The sequence below is a fragment of the Rothia sp. P5766 genome (assembly GCF_048513555.1).
In the GTDB taxonomy this organism is placed as follows: domain Bacteria; phylum Actinomycetota; class Actinomycetes; order Actinomycetales; family Micrococcaceae; genus Rothia.
In genome coordinates this window covers 73,866-99,315 of record NZ_JBLXXS010000009.1, presented here as the reverse complement: position 1 = coordinate 99,315, position 25,450 = coordinate 73,866, and the positions used below count along the sequence as shown (strand labels likewise).

The following is a 25,450-nucleotide window of genomic DNA, read 5'->3' as shown; positions in this document are numbered from 1 at the left end:
TTATATGAGATTACTTGGCGCTCAGGGCGTCACGGATCTCCTTGAGAAGAGCAACCTGGGGATCCTCTTCTTCAGCTTCTTCTTCGAGGCCGAGCTTGGCAGCGCGACGTTCGTTGAGCTTGTTGATGGGTGTTACGATGCAGAAGTAAACAGCTGCTGCGATGAGCAGGAAGTTAACAACTGCGGTCAGGAAAACGCCAATCTTGATGTCGCCGTACACCAGGAACTGGTCAAAGCTCGGAGCCTTAACAATCATGGCGATGGCCGGCATAAGAACCGACTCAACCAGGGCAGTGATAACGGCGGTGAAGGCGGTGCCAATAATCAGACCAACTGCCAGGTCGATGACGTTACCGCGGGTGATGAAATCTTTAAATCCACTAAGCATGAGTCCAACACTAGCGCCTTAAAAGGCAAGTGAACACACAAAAAGCCACCATTTCGGATATAGTCCTAGTGCACTTACTCACACTAGGGCTAAAACCTACCGTGAGAGGTAGGTGTGGAAAACCCGAGTGGTGGCTGAAAGCTAGTAGGAGGGTGCTGCCGGTAGTCCGTAGAACTCTTCGAGAGTTTTCGCCCCTGATTCTTTGTAGGCTTTGGCTTGCTCTTTTCCGATGTAGCGCAGGTGCCAAGACTCGTACCAATAGCCGGTGGTTTCGTGTTCCATCCAGGGGTAGCGAACAATAAAGCCGTACTCGTGGGCGTGCTCAGCTGCCCAGAGAGCCGTGGCGGTGTCCCTGAAGCAGGGCTGAAGATCGCAGTCACTGCCACTACCAATATCAAGGGCAAGACCGGTTTGGTGTTCCGAGTAACCTGGGCGGGCGGAGGCAACATCGGCCCCTTCCCGGCCGTACTGGGCGACCCAGCCTGCGTAGGTTGCCTGCTGGGTCTCATAAGAGCGGTAGCCACTGAGTGCAGTCATCGGTGCACCGGCTGCTGCCGCATCAGCGAACATTTTTTGGGCCGCCTGGCTGGCTTGGGCCCGCAGATAGACACCACCGATGGGTTGCAGATCGGCTGGTGCGTAAGTTGAGGGGTTGAGAGGGTTCTGCTTGTTGACCACCACATTCAGTGAAGAAGCTCTTGAAGTGTCCGCAAAGTAGGTGGGCCCAGGCTGAGCTGGCTCTGACCCCTGGGGGGTAGCTTTAGCCGGGCTGGTGCTGGCCTGCTCTGAAGCCGGGCTGACTGAAGCACCGGCTGATGCTTCAGCAGATGTTGCTGACGCTAAAGAAGTGGCTTGGGCAGAGACCTCCTCTCCTTGAGTAGGCGAAAACTTTACAGTGTCCTCTCCTGTAGAAGAGCAAGCTGTTAAGGCCATGGTGATGATTCCCGCGATAGCAAGCGGGGTGTGTCTTAGCTCTTGCACGTCAGTTCTTTCTCAGGAGTACGCGACGAATTTTATGGTCATGTGATTTTTTGAGAATAAGTTGTGCCCGGCCCCGCGTTGGTCGGACATTCTCTCGAAGATTGGGCTCATTGATAGAACGCCAAATACTTAAAGCAAGCTCACGCGCGGCCTCCTCAGAAAGGTTGGCGTACCGCTTGAAGTAGGATTCCGGGTTGGTAAAGGCAGAACGCTGGAGTTTAAGGAACCTTTGTACGTACCAGGACTCGATATCGCTGGTCCGGGCATCCACATAGATGGAGAAGTCAAAGAAATCAGCCAGGCTCAGAGCCGAGCTTTCATGGGCCCCCAGCTTGGCAGGAGCTAGCACGTTCAGGCCCTCAACGATGAGTACATCGGGGCTGGTAACCTCAATATGCTCCCCGGGAATAATGTCGTAGTACAGGTGCGAATACTTAGGCGCTGTCACTGAGGGGGAGCCTGATTTGACGTCCGAGACGAAGCGCAGGAGAGCCCGCCGGTCATAGGATTCGGGAAATCCCTTTCTGCCCATCAGCCCGCGCCGCTCTAACTCAGCGTTGGGGTAGAGGAAACCATCGGTGGTCACAAGCTGGACGTTGGGGGTTGAGGGCCACCTGCGGAGGAGCTCCTGCAGTACACGGGCGGTAGTTGACTTACCAACAGCTACAGAGCCAGCCACACCAATAATAAAAGGAACCTTTTGACCCCGAATACCCAGAAAATCATTGGTCATATGGTTAGTACTGGCTGCTGCATTGACGTAGAGATTGAGCAACCTGGAGATAGGGAGATAAACCTGGCTGACCTCGTCCAGGTCAATTGTTTCCCCAAGCCCCTGAAGCTGTTCTAACTCGTCTTCACTCAGCGGAACCTCAATTTCGCTCGCTAACCGAGACCAGGTTTCCCGGTCTAGCTCAATAAAGGGAGAGTGCCTGAGGTAGAGAGGTGGGTTGCTCATTCTCTATAGTCTACGGCCACAGCCTCTACCTGACTGAATATGACAGCGCGGTAACCTCGGCGTTTATAAGGTCAAACTGTGTCGTAGTGATCAGTCAGTAAATCATCAGAGGCGCGTGATAGGCAATGTAGTATGAGAGTATGTGTGGAATCGTAGGATATGTAAGTCTGGGCACTGCCGCAGACGGTAAGAAATTTGACCATAGCGCGTACGACGTAGTTCTTGAAGGCTTGCGTCGCCAGGAATACCGTGGCTATGACTCGGCCGGTGTAGCACTCATCGGCGAAGACGGAATTGAATTCCGTAAAAAGTCAGGCAAACTGGTTAACCTGGAGGCTGAGGTAGCGGCAAGCCCCCTTCCCGCAAGCACGATCGGTATCGGCCATACCCGTTGGGCAACCCACGGCGGCCCCACCGACACCAACGCGCATCCCCATGTTGTTGACAATGGGCGGCTAGCAGTCGTTCACAACGGTATTATCGAAAACTTCGCTGAGCTTCGCGCTGAGCTGCTGGCAGAAGGCGTGGAATTCAAGTCGCAGACTGACACCGAAATCGCCGCTAACCTCATCGCCAGCATTTACAACAAACTGGAAAACAAAGACCTGACAGAGGCCGTGCGCCGGGCATCCAACCGCCTGGAAGGTGCCTTCACCATTCTGGCTATCCACGTTGATTTTCCGGATCGCGTTGTGGCAACCCGCCGCAACTCACCCCTGGTTATTGGCCTGGGTGATAACGAAAACTTCCTGGGCTCAGACGTTTCAGGTTTCATCGACTACACCAAGCGTGCAGTCGAAATGGGGCAGGACCAGATCGTTACCATCACCGGTGGCGAATACTCCATCATCGACTTTGAGGGCTTCCCCGCTGAGGGTAAAGAATTTGCCATTGAATGGGACACCGCCGCTGTTGAAAAGGGCGGCTTCTCTTCCTTCATGGAGAAGGAAATCCACGAGCAGCCTGCAGCTGTCCGCGACACCCTGCTTGGCCGTCTGGACGAAAAGGGCAACCTCACCCTCGATGAACTCAAGATTGACGATGTAACCCTGCGAAGCATCAACAAAATTATCGTGGTCGCATGTGGAACCGCCGCTTACGCAGGCCAGGTCGCCCGTTACGCCATCGAGCACTGGTGTCGTATCCCCACCGAGGTAGAACTCGCTCACGAGTTCCGCTACCGTGACCCGATTGTTGACGAGAAGACCCTGGTTGTGGCTCTGTCACAGTCCGGCGAAACCATGGACACTCTCATGGCCGTCCGCCACGCCCAGGAACAGGGCGCTAAGGTTGTCTCCATCTGCAACACCAATGGCTCGACCCTGCCCCGCGAATCAGACGCCGCTCTGTACACCCACGCAGGCCCCGAAATCGCTGTTGCATCTACCAAAGCCTTCCTGTCACAGATCGCTGCAGCCTACCTGCTGGGCCTCTACCTGGCTCAGCTACGTGGCAACATGTTCAAGGACGAAATCCGCTCAATCCTTGAAGAACTGCAGAAGATGCCCGAAAAGATTCAGGCTGTCATCGATGCAGAAGACCAGGTCAAGGACCTTGGCAAGTCCATGAAGGACTCCAAATCGGTTCTCTTCCTGGGCCGCCACGTGGGCTTCCCCGTAGCGCTCGAAGGCGCACTCAAGCTCAAGGAAATCGCCTACCTACACGCCGAAGGCTTCGCCGCTGGTGAGCTCAAGCACGGCCCCATCGCCCTGGTTGAAGAAGGCCAGCCGATCTTCGTGATTGTTCCTTCACCTAGCGGCCGCGATTCACTGCACTCCAAGGTTGTTTCTAACATCCAGGAAGTGCGCGCCCGCGGCGCGGTGACCATCGTTATCGCAGAAGAGGGCGACACCGCTGTTGAGGAGCACGCTGATCACATCATCCGCATCCCCTCCGCACCCAGCCTGCTTCAGCCCCTGCTCTCTACCGTTCCGCTGCAGATCTTTGCATGCTCGGTAGCCCACGCAAAGGGCTACGACGTTGACCAGCCTCGTAACCTGGCCAAGTCGGTGACCGTTGAGTAAAGGCTCTCGCTAGGTTGTTTATACGCCCCCGTATCCTCGCAAGGATACGGGGGCTTCTATTTCCCCACTCAAACCACGACTAGAATGGGGCAAGGATTATAAACACCTACCTGGAAGGTGCAGGCATGATTATGGGAACCGGCGTCGATGTAGTGAACATTGACCGTTTTGCTGAGCTCCTCAAGCGAACACCGGGCCTGAAAGAGCGCCTCTTTGTGCCTTCAGAACGCGGCAAACCAGTCCGTTCCCTAGCTGCCCGCTTTGCGGCAAAAGAAGCTACAGCCAAAGCTCTCGGAGCGCCTGCCGGACTGGTCTGGCACCACTGCTGGGTTGAGAACGACACCAACGGTGCGCCCTATCTCACCATCCAAGGAACCGTGGCCCAAAGAGCACATGAGCTGGGAATTAACCGTCTGCACCTGACCATCAGCCACGATGAACCCGTAGCGACCGCTACTGTCATGGCAGAACGGCTCAGCCCAGAAGAAATGGCCTATCTAGCTGAACACGACCCCTCGCCCCGCGGAATCCTACCACCCAGCACATCACAGTAGTAGTAAGAAAGTAAGCTATGACTCATGGACCTCAGCCACTGACTCTTGAGCAATGCGCACAGGTGCTTACCGCCCCTACAGGCACCTCACACAAGTACACCAGAGGTGTGCTGGGGCTACTCACCGGAAGCGATAGCTACCCCGGTGCGGCGCTCATGTCGGCCCGTGCCGCAGTTAATACCGGTGCAGGTATGGTCAGATTCCTGGGAACTTCCTCCCTCAACCTCCTGATGCACCTGTCCGTTCCAGAAGCCGTTTGCACAGTAACCAGCACCCCGGAGAAGACCCGGGTCGATGCCTGGGCGCTGGGCAGCGGTATCAGCGGTCAAGACCGCGAAAACCAGCTACGGCAGATCCTGCAGGCCAGAGAACCCGGGGTTATTGATGCCGGTGCGGTAGCACTCGCAAGCCAACTGGTTGCAGTTGACGGTCTAGAACTGGCCGCCCACCACATCATCACCCCGCATGCAGGTGAAACCGCCGATGCCTTGACCTGGCTAGCTACCCTTAAACCCCAGCTGCTCCCGGAGCTTACTGAAGTACCTAGCCGCCATGAGATTGAGAACGAACCAGCCCGCTACGCCAGAATTCTTGCTGGCGCTCTCGGCGTCACAGTACTGCTCAAAGGCGGTTCAACAACCATCAGTGAACCATCGGGGCAGACCTACACCGTCACGGGCAACAGCCCCTGGCTGGCAACTGCCGGTAGCGGAGACACCCTCGCCGGCATTCTGGGCGCGCTCCTAGCCCGCTACCAGGCAGAGACACCCGCTGAGGCCCGGAAATCAAAAGACTACGCACTGCTGGCCGCCGCCGCCGTCCTGATCCACGGAAAAGCCGCCGAACATGTACACCCAGCCGGTATGCCAGGCCCGCTACCGCCTACCCTGGTGGCTGAACACATACCCGGTGCAGTGGCCCAAACCCTAGCCTCACATCCCGCATAAAACAGAAAAAAAGATACGCCCCGTAGCAGAAATGCACGGGGCGCCTTGGTTCAGACCAGAGAACAGGGCTTCTAGTATGCGCCCTCCTTGGCAAAAACAGCTCGGACGGTGCGGAATAGAATCACGAAGTCACCAATAACAGACCAGTTCTCAACGTAGTAGAGATCAAGCCGAATGGACTCTTCCCAGGAGAGGTTAGAACGGCCAGAAACCTGCCACAGACCCGTGATACCTGGCTTAACCAGTAGCCGACGGTAGGCGTCCTCCTCATACTGCTCAACCTCAGCGGGCAGCGGTGGGCGAGGACCGACCAGCGACATATCGCCGATGAGCACGTTCCAGAGCTGGGGGAGCTCATCGATAGAGTACTTGCGAATGAACTTACCGATCTTGGTGATGCGGGGGTCATCGGCCATCTTAAAGAGCACACCGTTACCCTCGTTCTTATCGATGAGTTGATCTTTGAGCTCTTCAGCATTGGGAACCATAGAACGGAACTTAATCATGTGAAAGCTGGTTCCCTTGATGCCCACGCGCTCCTGCAGGAAGAAAATCGGTCCGCCGTCGGACTTCACGAGCAGGGCAATGGAGACAAGCAGAGGGGCTAAGACAATCAAGCCGAAAGCCGAAGCGAAAACGTCAATACTCCTTTTAACAATTGCCTTTGCCCCGTCGATCCTGGGAGTGTGGACGTGGATGAGCGGAACCCCGTTCAGCGGCTGGGTATGGATACGGGGGCCTGCTATATCGGTCAGGGCCGGAGCCATAATGAGTGCGACATGAGCGGCCGCTAGAGCCCAGCCCAGTCGCCTAAGCTCGGTAGGGTTCAGGCCGTGCCCGGTTGATACTGCTACGGCATGGATATTATTGTCACGCACCACCTGTAAGACCTCTGCAGGGTCGGGCGAATAGCCAAGAACAGGTAGGTTCTCGTCATCTAAACGGGTCCCAGGACTCAGGCGTGGAAGGTAGGCCGCAACAGGACTTAAGCCTGAGGTTCTTGCGCCTTCTAAGGTCTTGAGGAGGTGATTGCCAGAGGCGACATCCCCAATAATCATGACTCGGGACAAGGCCCTACCCCGGTTGCGCCAATGAACCAGCCAGCGACGGACGCTCCACCGGGCACAGAGAAGAAGTAAGAGGCCAATAGGATAGGCCAAGATAACGTAGGTGCGGGCAAAATCTATTTTGGTCAGGTAAGAAAAAATCGCAATGAGTGCAAAGAAATAGCTGGTAGCCTTTGTCACTAAGCGATATTCGTCGTTGCCCTGGCCCAGGTAACGGATGTTGCGGCTATTGGCCACAGACAGGGCAAGAAACCAGATAATCCCAAACACTACGCCGGTTGCAATATAGCCCCAGGGCAGTTCCTTACGCCCCATAACCCCGGAATTAGCAAAACCAAAACTTGCGACATGTGCTATCGCAAAGGTGATTGAAATAGCCACAATATCTGCTAGATAAAGGGCGATTCGAATTTTTGGATGCCAGGTACGGCGGTTTCTGGTTTCTTCCCACCGTGCCTCGATGCGCTGATCATTCACTATTGCGATATCCCCTAAAGTGTTGGCTGTACCCGGTGCGAGCGGTGGTACAAGCCTGTGCGACTGGATTCTTAATACTATCAGGATGAACTAATAAGGGGATCGCTCAAAGAGGCAGAACCCTCACAGCTTCTCGGTGAGAAGCAGATGATCTCCCCCACAGGTTCTCGGATTTTCCTTTTTATAGTCTAAGACAGCCCGGAAGAAATTTTTAGGGAGTTTCAGCACATGGCAGGCAATTTATCGGTCCAGACCGGCAGTGCTCAAGATGAAGTCAATGACCGGTTCATAAAGATGCGGAAGGACATTGTCATCCATAGGTACAGCTACCAGGATCTGCCCTTGCTCGGCAGAGACAAACAGGCCAGGATCGTTGCAGTCGGCGATACCAATAGTGGGTAGACCTGCCGATGCCGCATAACCAGCCATACCGTGATCGGCTACAACAAGTTGGGGGAGAGTCCCCAGCTTTTCCAACTGGGTCAAAGCCAACTGCATGGGGCCGGGAAAATGGGTGTGCTGTAGATTGCCGTACTGCTGGAACATAACCACATCAAAGATTTGGCGGATATCCCCGTCAAGGAAAGAATCGCCTTCATCAATACCCAGGACTGTTGCACCGTGAGCGTGTGCCGCCTGAGCCATAGCAACATAGACGGGGAAAAGGCCAGCGGGGTGACCTGTCGCAAAAAGAATAGACTGCTTCTCTCTAACGGCCTGCCCAAAGATACGGGCATAGACGGTGAGCGCGTCAATGCAGAGCTCTGCGCTGATGGTGTCCTGGCCCTCAGTATGGGCGGGGTCTGGGCTGGTGCCTACCCGGCGGGCCATCAGCTCAAAGACGTCCTGGTAGGTCCAATCGCGCGTCCAGCTGACTCCGAAGTCCAGGTGCTCGTTGCCATCCACAAAACCCTGGAAATGGGACAGGTTGTTTTCGCGCGGAGTTGCGACCTGCCCGGTAATGCGAGCCTGGTTCAGGTAGGCGGAAAACTCTGAGCGACTCATGTTAAATGCCACGGTGAATCCTTAGGGTTGTGCTAGTGAAAGCTGACGGTAGATGCGGTCAAGGGCGCGGGCTGTCTGCTCCCAGGTCATGCGGCCTGCCCGCGCTGCGCCCGCTGCCCCTAAGCCCAGGCGGAAATCGGGGTTCCGCACCAATGATTCTATCGCCTGCGCCCAGGCGTGAGGGGTTCGCTCGGTAACCAGGATACCTGTAAGACCATCGGCGACAGCCTCTACTAGTCCGTCTACTTTGCTGGCGATTACCGCAGTTCCGCAAGCCTGAGCTTCAAGGGCCACCAGACCAAAGGTCTCAGAGGACGAAGGACAGGCAACGATATCGGCCCTGCGGAAGACATCAGCCAGCTCAACCGCTGACACCGAAGAGCCAAGCGTGACAGCCTGGCCCAGACCCAGCTGGTGCGCTCGCTCCAATAAGTCCTGCTCGTAGGTGCCTCCCGACCTGCCCATAATATCGAGACTGACCTGCAAATCCTCAGGGAGAAGGGCAAGAGCTTCCACCAAGAGATGAGGGCCTTTGAGGGGCTGGGGGCGGCCAGCAAAGACCAGATGAACGGTGGTGTCGCTCCCGGTGTTCAAGGCTGATACCCGAGTAGACGGGTAGAAAATAGAAGTATCGACACCGGGGTTAATCACGCAGAGCCTGTCATCGGTTGCACCATAGTAGCGGCGCATCTGGTCAGCCTCAAACTTGGTATTGACCACCAACGTCGCGGCTTCTTCTACTAGTTGCTTCTCGCCCTCCCACCGCTCGGCAGGTTCGGGAGACTCGCCCTCACCCAGCCGGGCATTTTTAGCCGCGGCGGTGGTGTGCATGGTCTGAACCAGGGGTATATGAGGGTAAGCCTCACGCGCGGCCAGCCCAGAAAGCCAATAGTGGCCGTGAAGAACACTGGGCTCACGGGTAGCTTTTTCACCTACTGCACGAGCAAAATCGGGGATAAAAGCCGGAAGATCAGCCTTGGCAAGACCAACCGCACGGGGAAGAACCAGACTGTGAACCTGCGCCCGCTCACCTAGAGTATCTGTGCCAGAGGGGCCACCATCGGTACGAAGTGTAAAGACCTCCACTGTGAGCGCGGGGTCAAGAGCTAAGAGCGCTCGCAGAGAACGGTCAATATAAACATTCATACCACCGGCATCCCCCCTGCCAGGCTGGGCTAGGGGGGAGGTATGCATGGAAAAGACATGCAGATGCAGAGAATCTGAGGGTTGCTGTGCCACCCTACCTACTGTACCTGAGCACTCACCCTCACCGATGGCCCAGCCCTCAGATCTGCCACCCACCGGACGCTGGCGGCCCGCGTGGTTTATGGTAGGAATATAAACCCTCACACCTTGGCTCAGAGCAGGAGCAAAGCATGACCCTTGAAAGCGCCTACCGCCAGTACGGCTATGTACCCACCGACGCGCCCGGTGATGCTGAACGCCTAGCCATCATTGACCTGGATGCGGTGGAACACAACGTGCGCCGTATCAAAGAAATCATCGGGGACCGCGACCTCATTGCCGTGATTAAGGCTGATGCCTACGGGCACGGTGCAGTGGATGTTTCCCGCTCAGCCTTGGCCGCCGGTGCCGACTACCTGGGGGTGGTTCACCTTAAAGAAGCCCACGCCCTGAGGCAGGCGGGAATTGATGCGCCGCTCATTGCCTGGCTCCACACCCCCCGAACGAACTTTGAACAGGCTCTGGCCGACGGAATCCAGCTCGGAGTCTCTAGCCGCTGGGAGCTGGAAAAAATTGCCCTGGCCCACCGCGCCAGAGGCCAAGAACAGCCCGTGCCTGTTCACCTTAAAGTGGATACGGGGCTGGGGCGTAACGGCGTCACCCTGCAGGAGCTACCTGCGCTGGCAGGCTATGCCAGGGAGCTTGAAAAAGCCGGGCTTATTAGCGTCTACGGACTTTTTTCGCACCTAGCGGTTGCCGATGAGCCTCAGCGCCCTGAAACCGCCGACCAGTCGGAAGCCTTTGACCGGGCCCTTGCGATTGTGCAGGCCGCGGGGCTTGAACCCCGGCTCCGTCACCTGGCTAATACCCCAGCAACGCTTACCGCCCCTGAGAAGGAAAACCCCGGCAGCCTGCTTCGAGATGCTGTACGCGTTGGGCTGGGCCTTTACGGCCTCTCGCCTCTGGACGGTCACAGCCCCGAAGATCTGGGCCTCAAACCGGTCATGCACTTACAAACCTTCATTAACGTGGTCAAAGAAGTGCCTGCCGGTCAGGGCGTCTCCTACGGGCTGAACTACATCACCGATCAACCCACCACCCTGGCCCTCATACCGGTGGGTTACGCAGACGGTGTGCCTCGGGTCGCCACCGGCGGTCCGGTACGTATCTACCCTGCCGGTCAGGCCGCCCGCACCTACCGGGAAGTCGGACGAATTGCCATGGACCAGATGGTAGTAGATTTGGGCGCTCCCGGCCTCGCAGACCCCGCCGCAGGCTACCTGGGCGCTCCCGCCGTCCTTTTTGGTACCGGGCAGAATCCTGCTGTCACTGAGTGGGCCCAGGCTGCCGGAACCATCAACTACGAAATTGTCACCCGCATCTCCCCTCGTATCCAGCGGGTGAGCATTGGCGGTTCATGGCGGACCGCGCCCCAGAAATAAGACCCCGCAAGCCTACGAAAGTAACCATGAGTAAGCCCCTCCTGCTTGACCTTGAAATCACCGGTCCCGAACATACCCGTGCGCTGGCTCTAGCTCTAGCCCCCTACCTCCACGCCGGCGATGTGCTCATTCTGACCGGCGAGCTAGGCGCAGGTAAAACCACCTTTACCCGCTCGCTCGGTGAGGGCCTAGGAGTACGCCAAGGCGTCATCTCACCCACCTTTGTGCTCTCACGCGTCCACCCCAACCTGCCCAATGGACCCCGCCCCGGCGGGCCCGACCTGGTGCATGTGGATGCCTACCGACTGGCCTCAGCCGAAGAACTCGATGACCTGGACCTGGAATACTCCCTAGATACCTCCGTGACCGTTATTGAGTGGGGCAGAGATAAGGCAGAGCACCTGAGCGAGAACCTGCTGGACCTAGAGTTTTCACGGGTCACCGGGGCAGACCTGGCAGAGACCGACCCCTACCAGCTCTACGCCCCCGGCCAAGAAACGGAGCGCGAGGATGAGGACGGGCACCCCGAACCGCGCCGCCTTCGTCTGCTGGGGACCGGGCTCCGCTGGGAGGCCACCTGGAAGCAGCTCACAGACACCCTCACCTCAGTGGGGCTAGACTAGGGGAGTGCTTTTACTCGCTCTTGATTCATCTGCAACCGCCTCTGTAGCCCTGGGCTCCTATCAGGGCGGTACCCTGACCGTCCTGGCTCACCGGGCTACCACCGATACCCGCTCACACGCTGAGGTCATGTCGCCCTTCGTGGAGCAGGTTCTGGCTGAAGCTGGCTACCGGGGAAGAGACCTGGATGCCCTGATCACAGGTACCGGCCCCGGCCCCTTCACTGGTTTGCGCGCCGGTATCGTTACGGCCCGCACGCTGGCTTTTGCCTGGGATAAGCCCCTCTATGGCCTGATGAGCTTGCAGGCTCTGGCAGAAGCTGCTGCGGATACCGCCCGCGCCCGGGGGCACCAGAAGTTCTTGGTTGCTAGCGACGCCCGCCGCCGTGAGGTCTACACCGCCGTCTACGAGCTGACCGGCACCGGCTATACCCTGCTGGATGGTCCCACCGTGGGCTCTGCTTCGCAGGCTCCCCACTTACCTTCCTACGGTTTTGGTGCTGGCCTCTACCCTCAGGCCCTTGAGAGCCAGGAGGGCTTCGAAAGCCTCCAGCCCGATGCCCCTAGCTTACTTGCTGCCGCCTGCCGCTTAGGAGTGGAGAACCTGAGCCAGGACACCTCTGCGCTCTACCTGCGTGAATCCGATGCCAAGGTTCCTCTTGCTCGCAAGAAGGCGCTGGGCTCATGAGTCTAGCTGCCCTGCCCACCGGTCTAGCGGGCGGAGTTACCGCCCGGCCCATGACCCTGCACGACGTCCCTGCCGTTCACACCCTAGAGCTTGCGCTTTTCCCCGCCGATGCCTGGCCCCTGGACATGTTTCTGGCTGAAATCACCCATCCCAGCCGGGCCTACATCCTGCTTGAAGCTCCGGCCAATGATACCGGCCCTGCCCAGGTCATTGGCTACGCCGGGTGCATGAGCGTAGCCGACACCGCCGATGTGCAGACCATCGCCGTGCTACCAGCCTACCAAGGGCTCGGATACGGGCGGGCCATGCTGGACTACCTGGCCAGGGAAGCCAGCGCCCGAGGAGCCGAAAAAATCATGCTCGAAGTACGAGCCGATAACCCCCGCGCCCAGGACCTCTACCGACGCAACGGCTACCAGCACATTCACACGCGCCGCCGCTACTACCGCGACGGGGTCCATGCTCTAATTATGAGCAAAGAGCTCCCGCCTGCGATCGAAGCAGACCCCGCAGATAGTCCGGCCTCCGCCTAGCCCCGCACCCGGCCAGGCCTCATCCCGGCCCTTAGAAACCTCAGCAAAGAAGACTAACCATGACAGACCAGCCCCTTGTCCTTGGCATTGAATCATCCTGCGACGAAACCGGCATCGGTATCGTGCGCGGCCAGACCCTGCTGACCAACACCGTGTCTTCGTCCATGAACGAGCACGTCCGCTTTGGTGGTGTGATCCCTGAGATTGCCTCCCGCGCCCACCTAGACGCCATGATTCCGGCCCTGCGCGCAGCCCTGGATGAAGCCGGGGTGACCCTGGACGAGATTGACGCTATCGCCGTGACGGCAGGCCCTGGCCTTGCCGGTGCCCTGATGGTGGGTGTCTCAGCGGCTAAAGCTCTGGCCACCGCTACAGGCAAGCCCCTCTACGGTATTAACCACCTGGTAGCCCACGTGGGAGTTGGCCTGCTCGATGACTGCGGCATTGAAGGTCACACCGCCGACTTTCTGGACGGTCTACCCCCCAGCGGGTTAGGTGCACTGCTCGTTTCCGGTGGTCATACCGAGATTCTGGCGGTCCGGGATATCACCGGCGATGTAGAACTGCTGGGGGCGACCCTCGATGATGCCGCCGGTGAAGCCTACGACAAGGTAGCCCGGCTGATGGGGCTGCCCTACCCCGGCGGGCCTGCCATTGACCGAGCCGCCGCCGGTGGCGATGGCACCGCCTTTGCCTTCCCCCGCGGCCTATCCACCCGCAAATTTATGGGAACAGCCCAAGAACCCGGACCCCACCGCTACGACTTCTCCTTCTCCGGCCTCAAAACCGCTGTGGCCCGCGTGGTGGAAGGCTTTGAAGCTCGCGGTCAAGAAGTGCCCGTGGCCGATATTGCCGCCAGTTTCCAGGAAGCGGTGGTTGATGTGATCACTGGCAAGGCCATGCTAGCTTGTACCGAACGTGGGATTGATACCCTGCTTCTGGGTGGCGGTGTAGCGGCGAACTCACGCCTGCGCTCGCTGACTGCCCAGCGCTGTGCAGAGAACGGGGTTAAGCTGGTGATCCCTCAGCTGAGCCTGTGCACGGATAACGGGGCCATGGTCGCGGCTCTGGGTGCCCGGCTGGTATCGGAAGGGCGTGCGCCCTCCGGTCTTGATTTCACCGCTGATTCTTCGCTACCTGTTACCACTATTTCCCTCTAGGGTGCAGGGGCCTAGAGTCCTTCGGTAGCCTGAGCTACCAGGTCATCGACCACCGCGCGCAGGTCGCCCCGGTTCTCGTGCGCTACTCGGCGCTGACGCTGATAGCCAGCTCCCTCACGGCAGATACGCTCAATATCGGCCAGCTCAGCCTGACAACCCAGATCAGCGGCTATGCCCTCTAGCTTGTTGAGCAGGCCCAGGACGTCCTCGGTGATGGGGCGTTCTGCATTGGCGTTATCCACAATCACTACGGCATCGGTGCCGTATCGGGCTGCCCGCCACTTGTTTTCCTGGTGGTGCCAGGGCTTGAGCGGCTCAATGCGCCTACCTGCTTCAATCTGACGGGAGAACCACTCGACCAGGCACTGGGTAAAAGCGGTGAGCGCGGTGATATCGGCAATGGAGGCCAGCCCGTCGTAGGCCCGCATCTCAACGGTGCCGTACTTGGGTACCGGGCGGACATCCCACCTGTTCTCGCTGGGGTCATCAATCACGCCGGTGGCAACGAGATCTTCTAGGTAGTCTTCATAGTTTTCCCAGCTCTCAAAGGTAAAAGGTAGGCCTGAGGTAGGGAGCTGCTGGAAAATTTGGGATCGCTGGGAGGCGAAGCCGGTGTCTTCACCCTCCCAAAAGGGGGAGCTGGCTGAGAGCGCTAGGAGGTGGGGGTAAAAGTTGGTAAGCCCGTTGAGGACGGGTAGAGCTTTGGCTCGGGAATCTACACCGGTGTGGACGTGTACCCCATAGATGATTTGGCGGCGGCCCCAGTATTGGGAGCGGTCAAGCACCCGCAGGTAGCGTTCTTTGCCCACTACCACCTGTTCTAAAGCCTGAGAGAAAGGGTGGGTTCCTGCGGAGAAAAAGGCTAGTCCGAGCCGGTCGGTAATTTCCTTGAGTTTTGCTGTTGCTTGGGCCAGCTGGTCGGCAGCTTCTGCGGGGGTGCGGCAGATGCCGGTCACAACTTCAACCGTGTTATTGAGGAATTCACCGGTAATGTGCGCGCCCGGCCCCGGCACTAGTAGGTCGGGGTTTTGCTCTTGAATCAGTGCCAGAACCTCATCAGCCCTACCCGCTAGTTCACGGCTAACGGGGTCAACCAGGGCAAGTTCCCATTCCACGCCAAGGGTGGACTGGGCTGAGGATGCAAACTGCATAGTGGTGCTCCTGGGGACGGGTGCTGTCGCTGATTCTATCTTAGGGCCAGTGGGCCCTCTCCATGAATTGGGTGTCACCGTGTGACGGGGGGCGGGTCGGGGGTGTTTCTTACTTTGTATTTGCCCGATGCTGATCTTATCAACTGGCTTGGGGGCTGGCCTTTAAGGGTGTTGATGACAATAGCACCGGGCAGAGGAGAAGGCTCCTTGAGTCATCTCCCGCCCTTGGTCAGCGGCACCTGTACAGGTTCAGCCCAGATTGCAAGCCGCTGAGAATCCAGCCCCTGACCCAGCCGGGTGAGAATGAGGGTTGCCTCCTTGCGAGCTTGCCCCTTTTTCTTTTTAGCACCGGCGAGGAGCTTGGCTCGAAGCTGTTCTGGAACGATATCTACCCCACGTTTTTTGACGGTAAGGGCGGTGATGCCGTTTTCCTTGACCCAGCGTTTGAGGGCTTTCTCATGCAGGGGAAGTATCTGCCGGACTTCAAAGTACTGGGCGAGCGCGGTGGGTTCTAGAGTGTCTGTGGTCAGGTAGGCGATTCGCTCGTCGATGAGGTGGGCGCCCAGTTTGTGCGCTAGGTCGGAGACAAGGTGGGACCGTACTACGGCTCCATCGGGTTCAGCCAGGTAGGTGGCTAGTTCACCGATGGTGGGTTCGTATTGGTGGGTGCCGGTGCTTTCGGGGGAGTCGAGAGCCGAGGTGATGTCTTCCAGAAGTTCTGGTTCTTGTGGGTTTTTGGAGAGTAGGCTGGCTGCTCTACGCACCCTCTTGCGGGCCAGGGCGTTGAACCAGAGCACTACTTCTACAACGGAGCCACCGTGGGATACCCATTCGGCTTCGCAGTTGGCGGGAATGTGTTCGTGGGGTAGGCCCGGGCCCATTTTGACGCCCATGGGCATGCCGGTTGCCGCCAGTTTTTCGATCAAGGAGAGGGGAGGGGAGAAGGCTTCGGGGTCAAAGAGTCGGGAGGTGGTTGCGCCACCCTCAACTTCGCGGCGGGCCGGGTCGAGCCAGAGTGCTTGAATCGCTTGACCGTTTGCGGTGGTGAGGGTCTGAACGTTAATGTTTTCGACATTGCCGACGAGCACCTGCGAGTTGGGGTAGTGGGCAAGATTGTGGGCTGTGAAAGCGGCGGTTGCGGGGTCTAGTTCTACGGCGGTGATGGCAAGGCCTGCGGCAGTAAAGGCTAGGGAATCAGCGCCGATGCCGCACCCTAAGTCGGCTACAGAGGTGATCCCTGCGTCCTTGAAACGTTGGGCGTGACCTTTAGCGACGGCGGCCCGGGTGGCCTGCTCGTAGCCTGCTTCGGTCAGGAGCATACTGTGGGCCTTATCCCCGAACTTATCTGCTCCCTGGGTGCGGAGCTTTGCCTGGGTGAGTATGGCTGAACTGTCTTCTGGGCTGAAGCCGCGTGAGCGCAGGGTGCTGGCTGCTGCTAGAGCGCGGTCGGTGGAGTAGGGGGTGAACTCGTCGATAGCGGCAAGCTGTTCGTGCGTGAATGGGTGGGCTGGGGCGGGGGTCAGGCTAGGCATTGCCTACCATTCTAGTGCCGGTGGGGAGTTTGGTGATGGGTTGGCTAGCGAGAGCCCACACCGCACCGGTAAGGCCGAGTCCGCCGATGAGGGTGCAGGCGGCAGGTAAGGAGAAGACAAGAAGCGTCCCGGAGATAGCCAGAGGCCCAGCTACTACTGCCGCCTGCGAGAACATGGCCCACTTACTGAGGAAGCGGGCACGCCCGGTGCTGGGGCTCAGGTCGGCTCCGATGGTCATGTTGATGCCTGCACCAAATCCGTTTCCGATGGCCATGAGAATCAATCCCACAATAAACCCGCTATGGCTGGTTGCTAAGGGTGGAACGATGAAGCCTGCACCAAAGAAGGAAAGGCAGAGGGCTAGAACGGCGGAGCGGCCTACCCTGTCTTTGAGGTAGCCACCGGGGACCATCAGGACCATCTCAAGAGCAGAGCCTAAAGCAATGGCTAGAGCGATCTGGGCGTCGGACCAGCCGATGTGCAGGCCCCACAGGGCAATCACAATGGGCTGGGTAACGCGGCAGAGCGAAAGGGCAACTACCGCCAGGCCCGCGCACCAGACGGCTTTCCAGCGCACTGCTAGCTCGGTGCTTTCCTCGGAACGGGCGGATTGAGCGGCTTGTGTTGCGCTGTCAAAGGCGCTGTTGAGTCTGCGAAGTTGCAGGCATAGTGTGGCTAGGACGACAGCGGTTAGGGCGAAGAGAAAAACTGACCAGAGCGGTAAACAGAGCAGAAGCAGGGACGAGACGAGAGGACCAGCGAGTGAGCCTGCGCGTTGGGCACCACCCAGGGCAGTCATGGCCTTGCCCCGGTCACTTTCGGCAACGGTTTCGGCAAGGACTGATTGGCGGGCGAGGCCCCAGGCTACCTGCGAGGGAACCCGAGCGAGGTAGGCCAGAACGTAGAGGCCCAGGGCCCAAGGAGAGGGAAAGATGAGGATGAGGGCGCTGAGGAGGAAAGAAACAGCCGCGCTGGTGGTGGCGTAGGTCATGGCTCGTTTGTCGCCTACCCTGTCGATGGTACCGCCAACTGGCACGGTACAGAGTAGAGCAAAGACACCTGCAACCGCTACTAACGAGCTTGCTAAGGCGGGAGAAGCCCCGAGCCTGATCGTTGCCAGAATCTGAATGGGAACGATAGCACCTAGCCCCATTGAAAAGAGGACGGTAGGAACTAGAACAGGCCAGAAAATCAGTTTGAGCACGGGTACCTCCACATCACCAGAAAGTAGTCTATAACACACAAAAAGGTGCGCTGTGTGCGAAACCTGCGCCGTATCTTGCTCCCTGAGCCATTACCGGCCTAAAGTTTTAGTTAGCACTTGACCGCTTACAGTGCTAAAGATGCCCGGTAGGTAAGACCGCGACGATACCAGCACCGGGCGCTGCAGCACCGGTCACCCCATAATTTCTATTTTTAAGCCTTCTCATAAGGAGTACCTCGTGGCAAACATCAAGCCCCTCGAAGACCGCATTGTCGTCCAGATCGTCGAAGCAGAGCAGACCACCGCATCCGGCCTGGTTATTCCCGATACCGCCAAGGAAAAGCCCCAGGAGGCCAAGGTTATCGCTGTAGGCCCCGGCCGCATCGACGACAAGGGCAACCGCATCCCCGTAGATGTAGCAGAAGGCGACCTTGTCATCTTCTCCAAGTACGGCGGTACCGAAGTTAAGTTCGGTGGCGCTGAATACCTGATCCTCTCAGCCCGCGACGTTCTGGCTGTTGTCTCCTAAGTTCTAGCGGAACCTACCACACCCGTTAGTACCCAAAGAAAGAAGTAAGGATTCATGGCAAAACAGCTTGAATTCAACGATGAGGCGCGTAAGCACCTACAGGCCGGTGTTGATAAACTGGCCAACGCTGTCAAGGTAACCCTGGGCCCCCGCGGCCGTAACGTGGTTCTTGATAAGCAGTGGGGCGCGCCCATCATCACCAACGACGGTGTCTCCATTGCCCGCGAAATCGAGCTGGAGGACCCCTACGAGAACCTCGGCGCTCAGCTGGCTAAAGAGGTAGCAACCCGCACCAACGACGTTGCTGGTGACGGCACCACCACCGCAACCGTTCTGGCTCAGGCACTAGTTGCCGAAGGCTTGCGGAACGTTGCCGCTGGTGCCGCCCCCGGTGAGATTAAGCGGGGAATTGAGCAGGCAGCCAAGCTGGTTGCTGAGCGCCTTCTGGCGAATGCCCGCGAAGTTAAGGGAGAAGAAGTGGCTCACGTTGCCGCTATCTCTGCCCAGTCACCTCAAATTGGTCAACTGCTGTCCGAGGCTTTCTCTAAGGTCGGCCAGGATGGCGTTATCACCATTGAAGACGGCTCAACCACCGAGATTGAGCTTGAGGTCACCGAAGGCATGCAGTTCGATAAGGGCTACCTGTCACCCTCCTTCGTGACCGACCCCGAGCGTGCCGAAGCTGTCTTGGAAAACACCGCTATTTTGCTCTACCAGGGCAAGATCTCAACCGTTGCCGAGATTATGCCCGTCCTGGAAAAGATTGTTCAGGCCAAGAAGCCGCTGACTATCATTGCCGAGGACGTGGACGGTGAAGCCCTCTCCACCCTGGTGGTCAATAAGCTCCGCGGCAACCTGGATGTTGTGGCCCTCAAAGCTCCTGGCTTTGGCGATCGCCGCAAGGCAATCTTCCAGGACCTTGCCGTTCTGACCGGTGCTACTGTCATCACCGGTGAACTGGGTATCTCCCTGGACGCTGTCACCCTGGAACAGCTCGGTTCAGCGCGACGCGTAACAGTTACCAAGAACAACACCACCATCGTTGACGGCGGTGGCACCTCCGAGGCTGTTGCTGACCGCGTCGCCCAGATTCGCAGTGAAATTGAGCGCGTGGACTCCGAATGGGACCGCGAAAAGCTCAAGGAGCGCCTGGCCAAGCTGGCCGGCGGTGTTGGCGTTATTAAGGTAGGTGCGGCAACTGAGGTCGAAGCCAAGGAGCGCAAGCACCGCATCGAGGACGCTGTTTCATCCACTCGCGCAGCTCTTGAAGAGGGCATCGTAGCCGGTGGCGGTACCGCCTTGGTTCACGCGCTTGCTGCCCTGGATGGCGTCAAGCTCGACTCTCAGGAGGCTCAGGTCGGTATCGACATTGTGCGCCGTGCCCTGGTTCAGCCTCTACGCTGGATTGCTGAGAACGCAGGCCAGGATGGCTACGTCGTTGTCTCTCGCGTCGCTGAGTTGCCCATCGGTCACGGCTTTAACGCCGCAACCGGCGAGTATGAGGATCTCATCGCTCGCGGTGTCATTGACCCCGTCAAGGTAACCCGTTCAGCACTAGAAAATGCAGCCTCCATTGCTGCGCTGGTTCTGACCACCGAGACCCTGGTCGTTGAGAAGCCCGCTGAGGACGAGAACGAACAGGCTCAATAAAATAGCTGTCCGTTAGGTATACCAGCCGCCTCAAGTTCTGCCCGCTATGGTGACCAACACCGTAGCGGGCAGAACTATTTGTATTAACAAAACACCTGAAAGTGGCGGTAGGATGCAAGAGCTAGAAAGATTGGACCTGGCTAGCAGGTCGCAGGCCAGAGCACCAGTAGGCTGAAAGGAGGAAGCCCACAGCACTACGCGGCGCTAGAAGCTATGAATGATTCTCAACTCCGCCAGCACCGGGCGCCCTCTACCGGAACCATACGAACCGTCACCCTCCAGGCAGAACGAGCCTGGCGCCCCGAAATTCAGGGGCTGCGGGCACTGGCTCTGCTCCTGGTGGCCGCCTACCACCTGTGGTTTGGGCGGGTATCAGGTGGCGTGGATGTCTTCCTGCTTATCTCTGCATTTTTGCTAACTGGCTCGTTCACCCGAAAGCTGGAAGAGGGTAAAATCCTTGAGCCGGGGAGCTGGTGGGGCGCTAAAACTCTGCTGGCCTACTGGGTTCATGTCTTTAAACGCCTGCTTCCACTTGCTTCTATTACGGTTCTGCTGACCCTTCTGGGCACCTATTTTTTTATTCCGGCTGAGCGTTGGCTACCCATTATTGATGAAGCTAAATCTGTGGTCCTCTACCAGCACAACTACTGGTCAATCGAGAACGCCGTGGACTACTATGCGGCGGATTCATCGCAGGCTTCACCCTTCCGGCATTTCTGGTCGCTCTCAGTCCAAGGGCAAATGTATGTGCTCTGGCCGCTGATTTTCCTGCTCCTTGCCCTGCCCCTGGGTAAGCACCGACGCTGGGCGCGCTGGCTGTTGACCCTTGCTTTCGGCTTGATTTTTGCCCTGTCGCTGTCCTATTCCATTGACGAGACTGCCGCCCACCAGACCACCGCCTACTTTAATACCCAGGCCCGGCTGTGGGAGTTTGCGCTGGGGTCCCTGGTCGCGCTCTGGCTACCTGCGCTCAAACTGCCCCGGCACTTGCGCGCTCTGATGGGGTGGGCAGGTCTTGCGGGCTTGGTGAGTTGTGGGTTTGTACTCGATGTGAACGGTACATTCCCCGGCTATGTTGCGCTCTGGCCTACCCTCTGCGCGGCTCTGGTGATCATGGCGGGGGATACCGGCACGCTCTGGGGCCCCGAAAAGCTACTTACCTGGCGCCCCCTCTTGGCTTTGGGCGGTTTCTCCTACGCCCTGTACCTGGTGCACTGGCCAATCCTCATTTTCTACCTCTCCCAGACCAAAGAGGCCAAGGCTGGCTTCGTCGCGGGACTGCTTCTCCTCCTCATTTCTGGTTTACTAGCTTGGGCCTTGACTAAAGCCGTCGAGCAGCCGCTTCGGGACTGGGCATGGCCCAACCGTTCCATCGTCGCCGGGTTTGTCACAGCTACCCTCTTCGCGGGCCTGGCTCTGGCTCCCTCCTACGCATGGACCTCATCCATCTACCGGCAGGCGGTAGCCGCTGAAGAACACCGGGCAACGAATAACGTCGGGGCCGCTATGCTGGACTCCACTTACGAGTACACAGGGGACGAGGACGCCACCGTAATCCCTATTCGGGCCGTACTGGATGCCGACTGGGCTGATTTAGGCCCCTCCTGCACCGAGGCCGCACCCGAACTGGACCTACCCGAGTACCTGGAGCGGGACTGCAACTTCGTGGTGCAGACACCCAATCCCACCGGGACGGTGGTTGCCTGGGGCAACTCCCACACCCAGATGTGGATTACGGCCCTGCGCCCCCTGGCAGCGGAAGAGGGCTGGAACTTGATTGCCCTGACCCGCCCCGGTTGCTTCCTAGGGCAAGAAGATAACGAGGCCTACTCCAACGGCTTTGAATGCCAAGAATGGGCCGAAGAAAGCTCCAACTACATACAGCAACTACACCCGGATATCGTCATACTCCAGGGCACCAAATCGGAGGCAGAACTGCCCGATACCGTCCTTGCCAATGCTGAACAGCGTATAGATGAGCTAACCCATTCGGATATCAGAGTTATCGGGGTTCGTGACACGCCCCGCATGGAAACCATGCACAAGGACTGCCTTGACTCCTTTGGCACATTCGATGAGTGCACCATGGAACCAGGCCAGGACGTATTCGAGAGCCCTTTAACCGCGTTGGAAGGGCGTTACCCAGGGTTTGCGGCTCTCAACCTTTCAGACTTGGTCTGCCCCAACAACGAATGTCCTGCCAGTATCGGTAACATCTATACCTACTTTGACTATGACCACCTCACCGCTACCTATATAGAAACTCTGGGCCCCTACTTCGACCCTCGCCTCTTGGAGGCTGTGCATCGTGCTGATCAAAGCGCACAGACTGCCGCAGATGATTCAGCTTTCTAAGATGAGCTGACTGGATATACCTAGAGCGGGAATGGGTGGGCTAGTCTGGTAGTTATGGGCTTTGAGGCTTCCTACCTGCCAGTGCAGAGCTGTTGCAAGGGGCCGGGGCGTCCGCTCGCACAAGCCAGCCAAGCAGACTAAGATTAAAGATAGTGTCGCCCGCGCTAGATGACCCCCTTCGAAAGGTAGCAACCCCTCCATGACCACTCCTACTGCTCTGAGCGAAGACCCCTTCGGCTTTACCGGACTTACCTACGACGACGTTCTCCTGCTACCTGGCAACACCGATGTCATTCCCTCCGAGGCAGATACCACAACGCGCCTAACCCGCCGTATCTCTATCGGTTCACCCATTATTTCTGCGGCCATGGACACCGTCACCGAAGCTAACCTGGCAATTGCTATGGCTCGCATGGGTGGCATGGGCGTTATCCACCGTAACCTTTCAATCCAGGATCAGGCCGACCACGTGGACCGCGTCAAGCGGAGCGAATCGGGCATGATTACCAACCCCGTGACCGTCGGTCCCGATGCCACTATTGCTGACCTTGATGCGCTTTGCGGGCACTACAAGGTCTCGGGTCTTCCCGTGGTGGATGATTCCGGTGTTCTGGTCGGTATTATCACCAACCGCGACATCCGTTACCTACCCGAGTCCACCTTTGAGACCACCAAGGTCCGTGACATCATGACCAAGATGCCCCTGATTACGGGTCATGAGGGCATGAGCAAGGACGAAGCCTTCGACCTGCTGGCAAGTAACAAAATCGAGAAACTGCCCCTGATTGATGAAGCAGGTAAGCTCACCGGTCTGATTACGGTCAAGGACTTCACCAAGAGCGAGCAGTACCCCCGAGCCACTAAGGACGAGGACGGTCGCCTGCGCGTCGGTGCCGCTATCGGATTCTTTGGTGATGGCTACGAGCGCGCCATGACCCTGATCGAAGCCGGTGTTGACGCCCTGTTCGTGGATACCGCCAACGGTCACTCCCAGGGCGTACTCGACATGATTGCCCGCCTCAAGAAAGACAGCGCAGCCGCCCACGTTGATGTTGTGGGTGGCCAGGCCGCTACACGGGCCGGTGCCCAGGCCATTATCGATGCCGGTGCCGATGCCGTGAAGGTGGGCGTTGGCCCCGGTTCTATCTGCACCACCCGCATTATCGCCGGCGTTGGTGTGCCCCAGATTACCGCTATCAATGAATCGGCTAAAGCCGCTATCCCTGCCGGTGTTCCGCTGATCGCGGACGGCGGTATGCAGCACTCCGGTGAAATTGGTAAGGCCCTGGTCGCAGGTGCTGACTCCGTGATGCTTGGCTCCCTGCTGGCCGGTACCGCAGAATCACCCGGCGACCTAATTTTTGTCAACGGCAAGCAGTTCAAGGCCTACCGTGGCATGGGCTCACTGGGGGCAATGCAGTCCCGCGGGGGTAAGAAGTCTTTCTCTAAGGACCGCTACTTCCAGGCCGATGTGTCCTCAGAGGAGAAGCTGATTCCCGAGGGAATCGAAGGTCAGGTGCCCTACCGTGGCCCCCTGTCCTCTGTACTGCACCAGCTCGAAGGCGGCCTGCGCCAGACCATGTTCTATGTGGGTGCCCACACTATCGATGAACTCAAGCACAAGGGCCAGTTTGTGCGGATCACTTCGGCAGGTCTGAAGGAATCACACCCGCACGACATCATGATGACGGTAGAAGCCCCCAACTACCGCCGCTAAGCGCAGATTGTTAGCACCGCCTGCCCCTAGAATTGGGCGGGCCTGAGCAGAAAGCCACCAACCGGCTAGACCGGTGAAAGGAAAAGCTATGAACGACATCCAAATTGGTATGTCCAAGCGTGCTCGCCGCACCTACTCGCTCGATGAAATTGCCCTGGTTCCTACCCGCAGGACCCGGGATACCAACGATGTGAACGTCACCTGGCAGATTGATGCCTTCGCGTTCGAGACCCCCATCATCGGTGCTCCTATGGACTCGGTGATGTCACCGGCTACCGCTATCGCTCTGGGTAAGCTCGGTGGCCTGGGTGTTCTTAACCTGGAAGGGTTATGGACTCGTTATGAGGATCCCCAGCCCCTACTCGATGAAATCACTGCACTGGATGCAGAGGATGCCCCAGCCGCGACCCGCCGCATGCAGCAGATATATTCGGAACCCATTAAGGCTGAGCTGATAACGGCTCGCCTTGCTGAGATTCGTGAGTCCGGTGTCATTGTGGCAGGTTCGCTGACCCCGCAGAACACCCAGGAGTTCTATGAGACTGTGGTGAAAGCTGGTGTTGATATCTTTGTGATTCGCGGTGCAGCTGTTTCTGCCCAGCACGTTTCGACTAGCCGTGAGCCTCTAGACCTCAAAAAGTTTATTTACGAGCTCGATGTCCCTGTGATGGTGGGCGGTGTAACCGGTTATACCCCCGCCATGCACCTGATGCGCACCGGTGCCGCTGGTGTCCTGGTTGGCTTTGGGGGCGGTGCGGCCCTCACTACCCGCCGGGGCCTGGGTATCCAGGCCGCTATGGCAACTGCTATCTCCGATGTAGCAGCCGCCCGCTCGGACTACCTGGACGAATCGGGTGGCCGCTACGTCCATGTGATCGCTGACGGTTCACTAGGCCGCTCCGGTGATATGGTCAAGGCTCTGGCTATGGGGGCCGATGCTGTCATGATTGGTGCGCCTCTGGCTCGTGCCCTTGAGGCCCCTGGTGCCGGCTGGTACTGGGGTAACGAAGCCCATTCCAAAGATTTCCCGCGCGGTGTACGCACCTACCAGGGTACCGTGGGAACCCTCAAGGAGGTTCTCTACGGCCCCTCGGCTCACACCGACGGTAGTTCTAACCTGGTAGGTGCCCTCAAACGGGCGCTGGCTACCTGCGGGTACACCGACCTGAAATCTTTCCAGCGTATCGATGTGAATTTCACCCCCTACGTCAAGTAGCGTCGACGGCCTCGCTCTTGCTGCTCACATGCAGGGGAGCGGGGCCTGCGCGCTGTCACCCATGTTT

At 58.2% G+C, this 25,450-nt stretch carries 22 protein-coding genes; 13 read left to right on the top strand and 9 right to left on the bottom strand.

Annotated elements, in window-relative coordinates; genetic code table 11:
• Positions 1 to 10: 10 nt before the first annotated feature.
• The 3 genes from mscL to coaA form a co-directional block, all read right to left on the bottom strand.
• Positions 11 to 388, bottom strand: coding sequence for a large conductance mechanosensitive channel protein MscL (gene mscL, locus ACN08V_RS06425; RefSeq protein ID WP_419099329.1), 378 nt, complete (start codon positions 386 to 388; stop codon positions 11 to 13).
• Between the two features lie 141 nt (positions 389 to 529).
• A complete protein-coding gene (locus ACN08V_RS06420; RefSeq protein WP_419104937.1) occupies positions 530 to 1,369 on the bottom strand; it encodes a M15 family metallopeptidase in 840 nt (279 codons plus the stop codon).
• 1 nt (position 1,370) lies between these two features.
• Entirely contained in the window at positions 1,371 to 2,327 is a 957-nt protein-coding gene (gene coaA, locus ACN08V_RS06415; RefSeq protein ID WP_419104936.1) for a type I pantothenate kinase, read from the bottom strand.
• A gap of 140 nt (positions 2,328 to 2,467) precedes the next feature.
• Here coaA and glmS point away from each other — a divergent pair, with 140 nt between their 5' ends.
• From glmS to ACN08V_RS06400, 3 genes are all read left to right on the top strand, one after another.
• Positions 2,468 to 4,351, top strand: coding sequence for a glutamine--fructose-6-phosphate transaminase (isomerizing) (glmS, locus tag ACN08V_RS06410; RefSeq protein ID WP_419104935.1), 1,884 nt, complete (start codon positions 2,468 to 2,470; stop codon positions 4,349 to 4,351).
• A gap of 125 nt (positions 4,352 to 4,476) precedes the next feature.
• Positions 4,477 to 4,905, top strand: coding sequence for a holo-ACP synthase (locus ACN08V_RS06405; RefSeq protein WP_419099333.1), 429 nt, complete (start codon positions 4,477 to 4,479; stop codon positions 4,903 to 4,905).
• 17 nt (positions 4,906 to 4,922) lie between these two features.
• Positions 4,923 to 5,852: an ADP-dependent NAD(P)H-hydrate dehydratase gene (locus ACN08V_RS06400; protein WP_419104934.1), complete on the top strand. Its 930-nt coding sequence runs from the start codon at positions 4,923 to 4,925 to the stop codon at positions 5,850 to 5,852.
• A 71-nt stretch (positions 5,853 to 5,923) separates the two neighbouring features.
• Here ACN08V_RS06400 and ACN08V_RS06395 read toward each other — a convergent pair whose 3' ends face one another.
• From ACN08V_RS06395 to ACN08V_RS06385, 3 genes are all read right to left on the bottom strand, one after another.
• Positions 5,924 to 7,396, bottom strand: a complete 1,473-nt coding sequence (locus ACN08V_RS06395; protein WP_419099335.1) for a sugar transferase — start codon at positions 7,394 to 7,396, stop codon at positions 5,924 to 5,926.
• Positions 7,397 to 7,636: 240 nt separating this feature from the next.
• The gene (locus ACN08V_RS06390) at positions 7,637 to 8,413 is read right to left on the bottom strand and encodes a phosphatase (protein WP_419104933.1); all 777 of its coding nucleotides are present in this window, start codon (positions 8,411 to 8,413) and stop codon (positions 7,637 to 7,639) included.
• Between the two features lie 9 nt (positions 8,414 to 8,422).
• A complete protein-coding gene (locus ACN08V_RS06385) occupies positions 8,423 to 9,640 on the bottom strand; it encodes a glycosyltransferase (RefSeq protein WP_419104932.1) in 1,218 nt (405 codons plus the stop codon).
• A gap of 137 nt (positions 9,641 to 9,777) precedes the next feature.
• Here ACN08V_RS06385 and alr point away from each other — a divergent pair, with 137 nt between their 5' ends.
• From alr to tsaD, 5 genes are read left to right on the top strand one after another with little or no spacing between them, the layout of a single operon-like run.
• The gene (gene alr / locus ACN08V_RS06380) at positions 9,778 to 11,028 is read left to right on the top strand and encodes an alanine racemase (RefSeq protein ID WP_419099338.1); all 1,251 of its coding nucleotides are present in this window, start codon (positions 9,778 to 9,780) and stop codon (positions 11,026 to 11,028) included.
• 26 nt (positions 11,029 to 11,054) lie between these two features.
• Complete coding sequence (gene tsaE, locus ACN08V_RS06375; RefSeq protein ID WP_419099339.1) at positions 11,055 to 11,651, top strand: tRNA (adenosine(37)-N6)-threonylcarbamoyltransferase complex ATPase subunit type 1 TsaE; 597 nt, start codon at positions 11,055 to 11,057, stop codon at positions 11,649 to 11,651.
• A 4-nt stretch (positions 11,652 to 11,655) separates the two neighbouring features.
• A complete protein-coding gene (gene tsaB / locus ACN08V_RS06370) occupies positions 11,656 to 12,336 on the top strand; it encodes a tRNA (adenosine(37)-N6)-threonylcarbamoyltransferase complex dimerization subunit type 1 TsaB (RefSeq protein ID WP_419104931.1) in 681 nt (226 codons plus the stop codon).
• A complete protein-coding gene (rimI, locus tag ACN08V_RS06365; protein ID WP_419104930.1) occupies positions 12,333 to 12,869 on the top strand; it encodes a ribosomal protein S18-alanine N-acetyltransferase in 537 nt (178 codons plus the stop codon). The genes tsaB and rimI overlap by 4 nt, the downstream gene beginning before the upstream one ends.
• 59 nt (positions 12,870 to 12,928) lie before the next feature.
• Positions 12,929 to 14,029 carry a tRNA (adenosine(37)-N6)-threonylcarbamoyltransferase complex transferase subunit TsaD gene (tsaD, locus tag ACN08V_RS06360; protein ID WP_419104929.1) on the top strand — a complete coding sequence of 367 codons (1,101 nt, stop codon included), beginning with the start codon at positions 12,929 to 12,931 and terminating at the stop codon, positions 14,027 to 14,029.
• 11 nt (positions 14,030 to 14,040) lie between these two features.
• Here tsaD and ACN08V_RS06355 read toward each other — a convergent pair whose 3' ends face one another.
• The 3 genes from ACN08V_RS06355 to ACN08V_RS06345 form a co-directional block, all read right to left on the bottom strand.
• Entirely contained in the window at positions 14,041 to 15,180 is a 1,140-nt protein-coding gene (locus tag ACN08V_RS06355; RefSeq protein WP_419099343.1) for a glutamate--cysteine ligase, read from the bottom strand.
• Between the two features lie 212 nt (positions 15,181 to 15,392).
• Positions 15,393 to 16,712 (bottom strand): THUMP-like domain-containing protein, encoded by a 1,320-nt coding sequence (locus tag ACN08V_RS06350; protein ID WP_419104928.1) that lies wholly within the window; start codon positions 16,710 to 16,712, stop codon positions 15,393 to 15,395.
• A complete protein-coding gene (locus tag ACN08V_RS06345; protein WP_419104927.1) occupies positions 16,705 to 17,916 on the bottom strand; it encodes an MFS transporter in 1,212 nt (403 codons plus the stop codon). The genes ACN08V_RS06350 and ACN08V_RS06345 overlap by 8 nt, the downstream gene beginning before the upstream one ends.
• A gap of 238 nt (positions 17,917 to 18,154) precedes the next feature.
• Between ACN08V_RS06345 and groES the strand changes: the two genes are divergently transcribed.
• The 5 genes from groES (at position 18,155) to ACN08V_RS06320 (ending at position 25,383) form a co-directional block, all read left to right on the top strand.
• Positions 18,155 to 18,445: a co-chaperone GroES gene (gene groES / locus ACN08V_RS06340; RefSeq protein WP_419099346.1), complete on the top strand. Its 291-nt coding sequence runs from the start codon at positions 18,155 to 18,157 to the stop codon at positions 18,443 to 18,445.
• 54 nt (positions 18,446 to 18,499) lie between these two features.
• Entirely contained in the window at positions 18,500 to 20,095 is a 1,596-nt protein-coding gene (gene groL, locus ACN08V_RS06335) for a chaperonin GroEL (RefSeq protein WP_419099347.1), read from the top strand.
• Positions 20,096 to 20,308: 213 nt separating this feature from the next.
• Positions 20,309 to 22,450, top strand: coding sequence for an acyltransferase family protein (locus ACN08V_RS06330; RefSeq protein WP_419104926.1), 2,142 nt, complete (start codon positions 20,309 to 20,311; stop codon positions 22,448 to 22,450).
• Positions 22,451 to 22,649: 199 nt separating this feature from the next.
• Entirely contained in the window at positions 22,650 to 24,167 is a 1,518-nt protein-coding gene (gene guaB, locus ACN08V_RS06325; RefSeq protein ID WP_419104925.1) for an IMP dehydrogenase, read from the top strand.
• Positions 24,168 to 24,255: 88 nt separating this feature from the next.
• Positions 24,256 to 25,383 (top strand): GuaB3 family IMP dehydrogenase-related protein, encoded by a 1,128-nt coding sequence (locus ACN08V_RS06320; protein ID WP_419099350.1) that lies wholly within the window; start codon positions 24,256 to 24,258, stop codon positions 25,381 to 25,383.
• Positions 25,384 to 25,450: the final 67 nt, after the last annotated feature.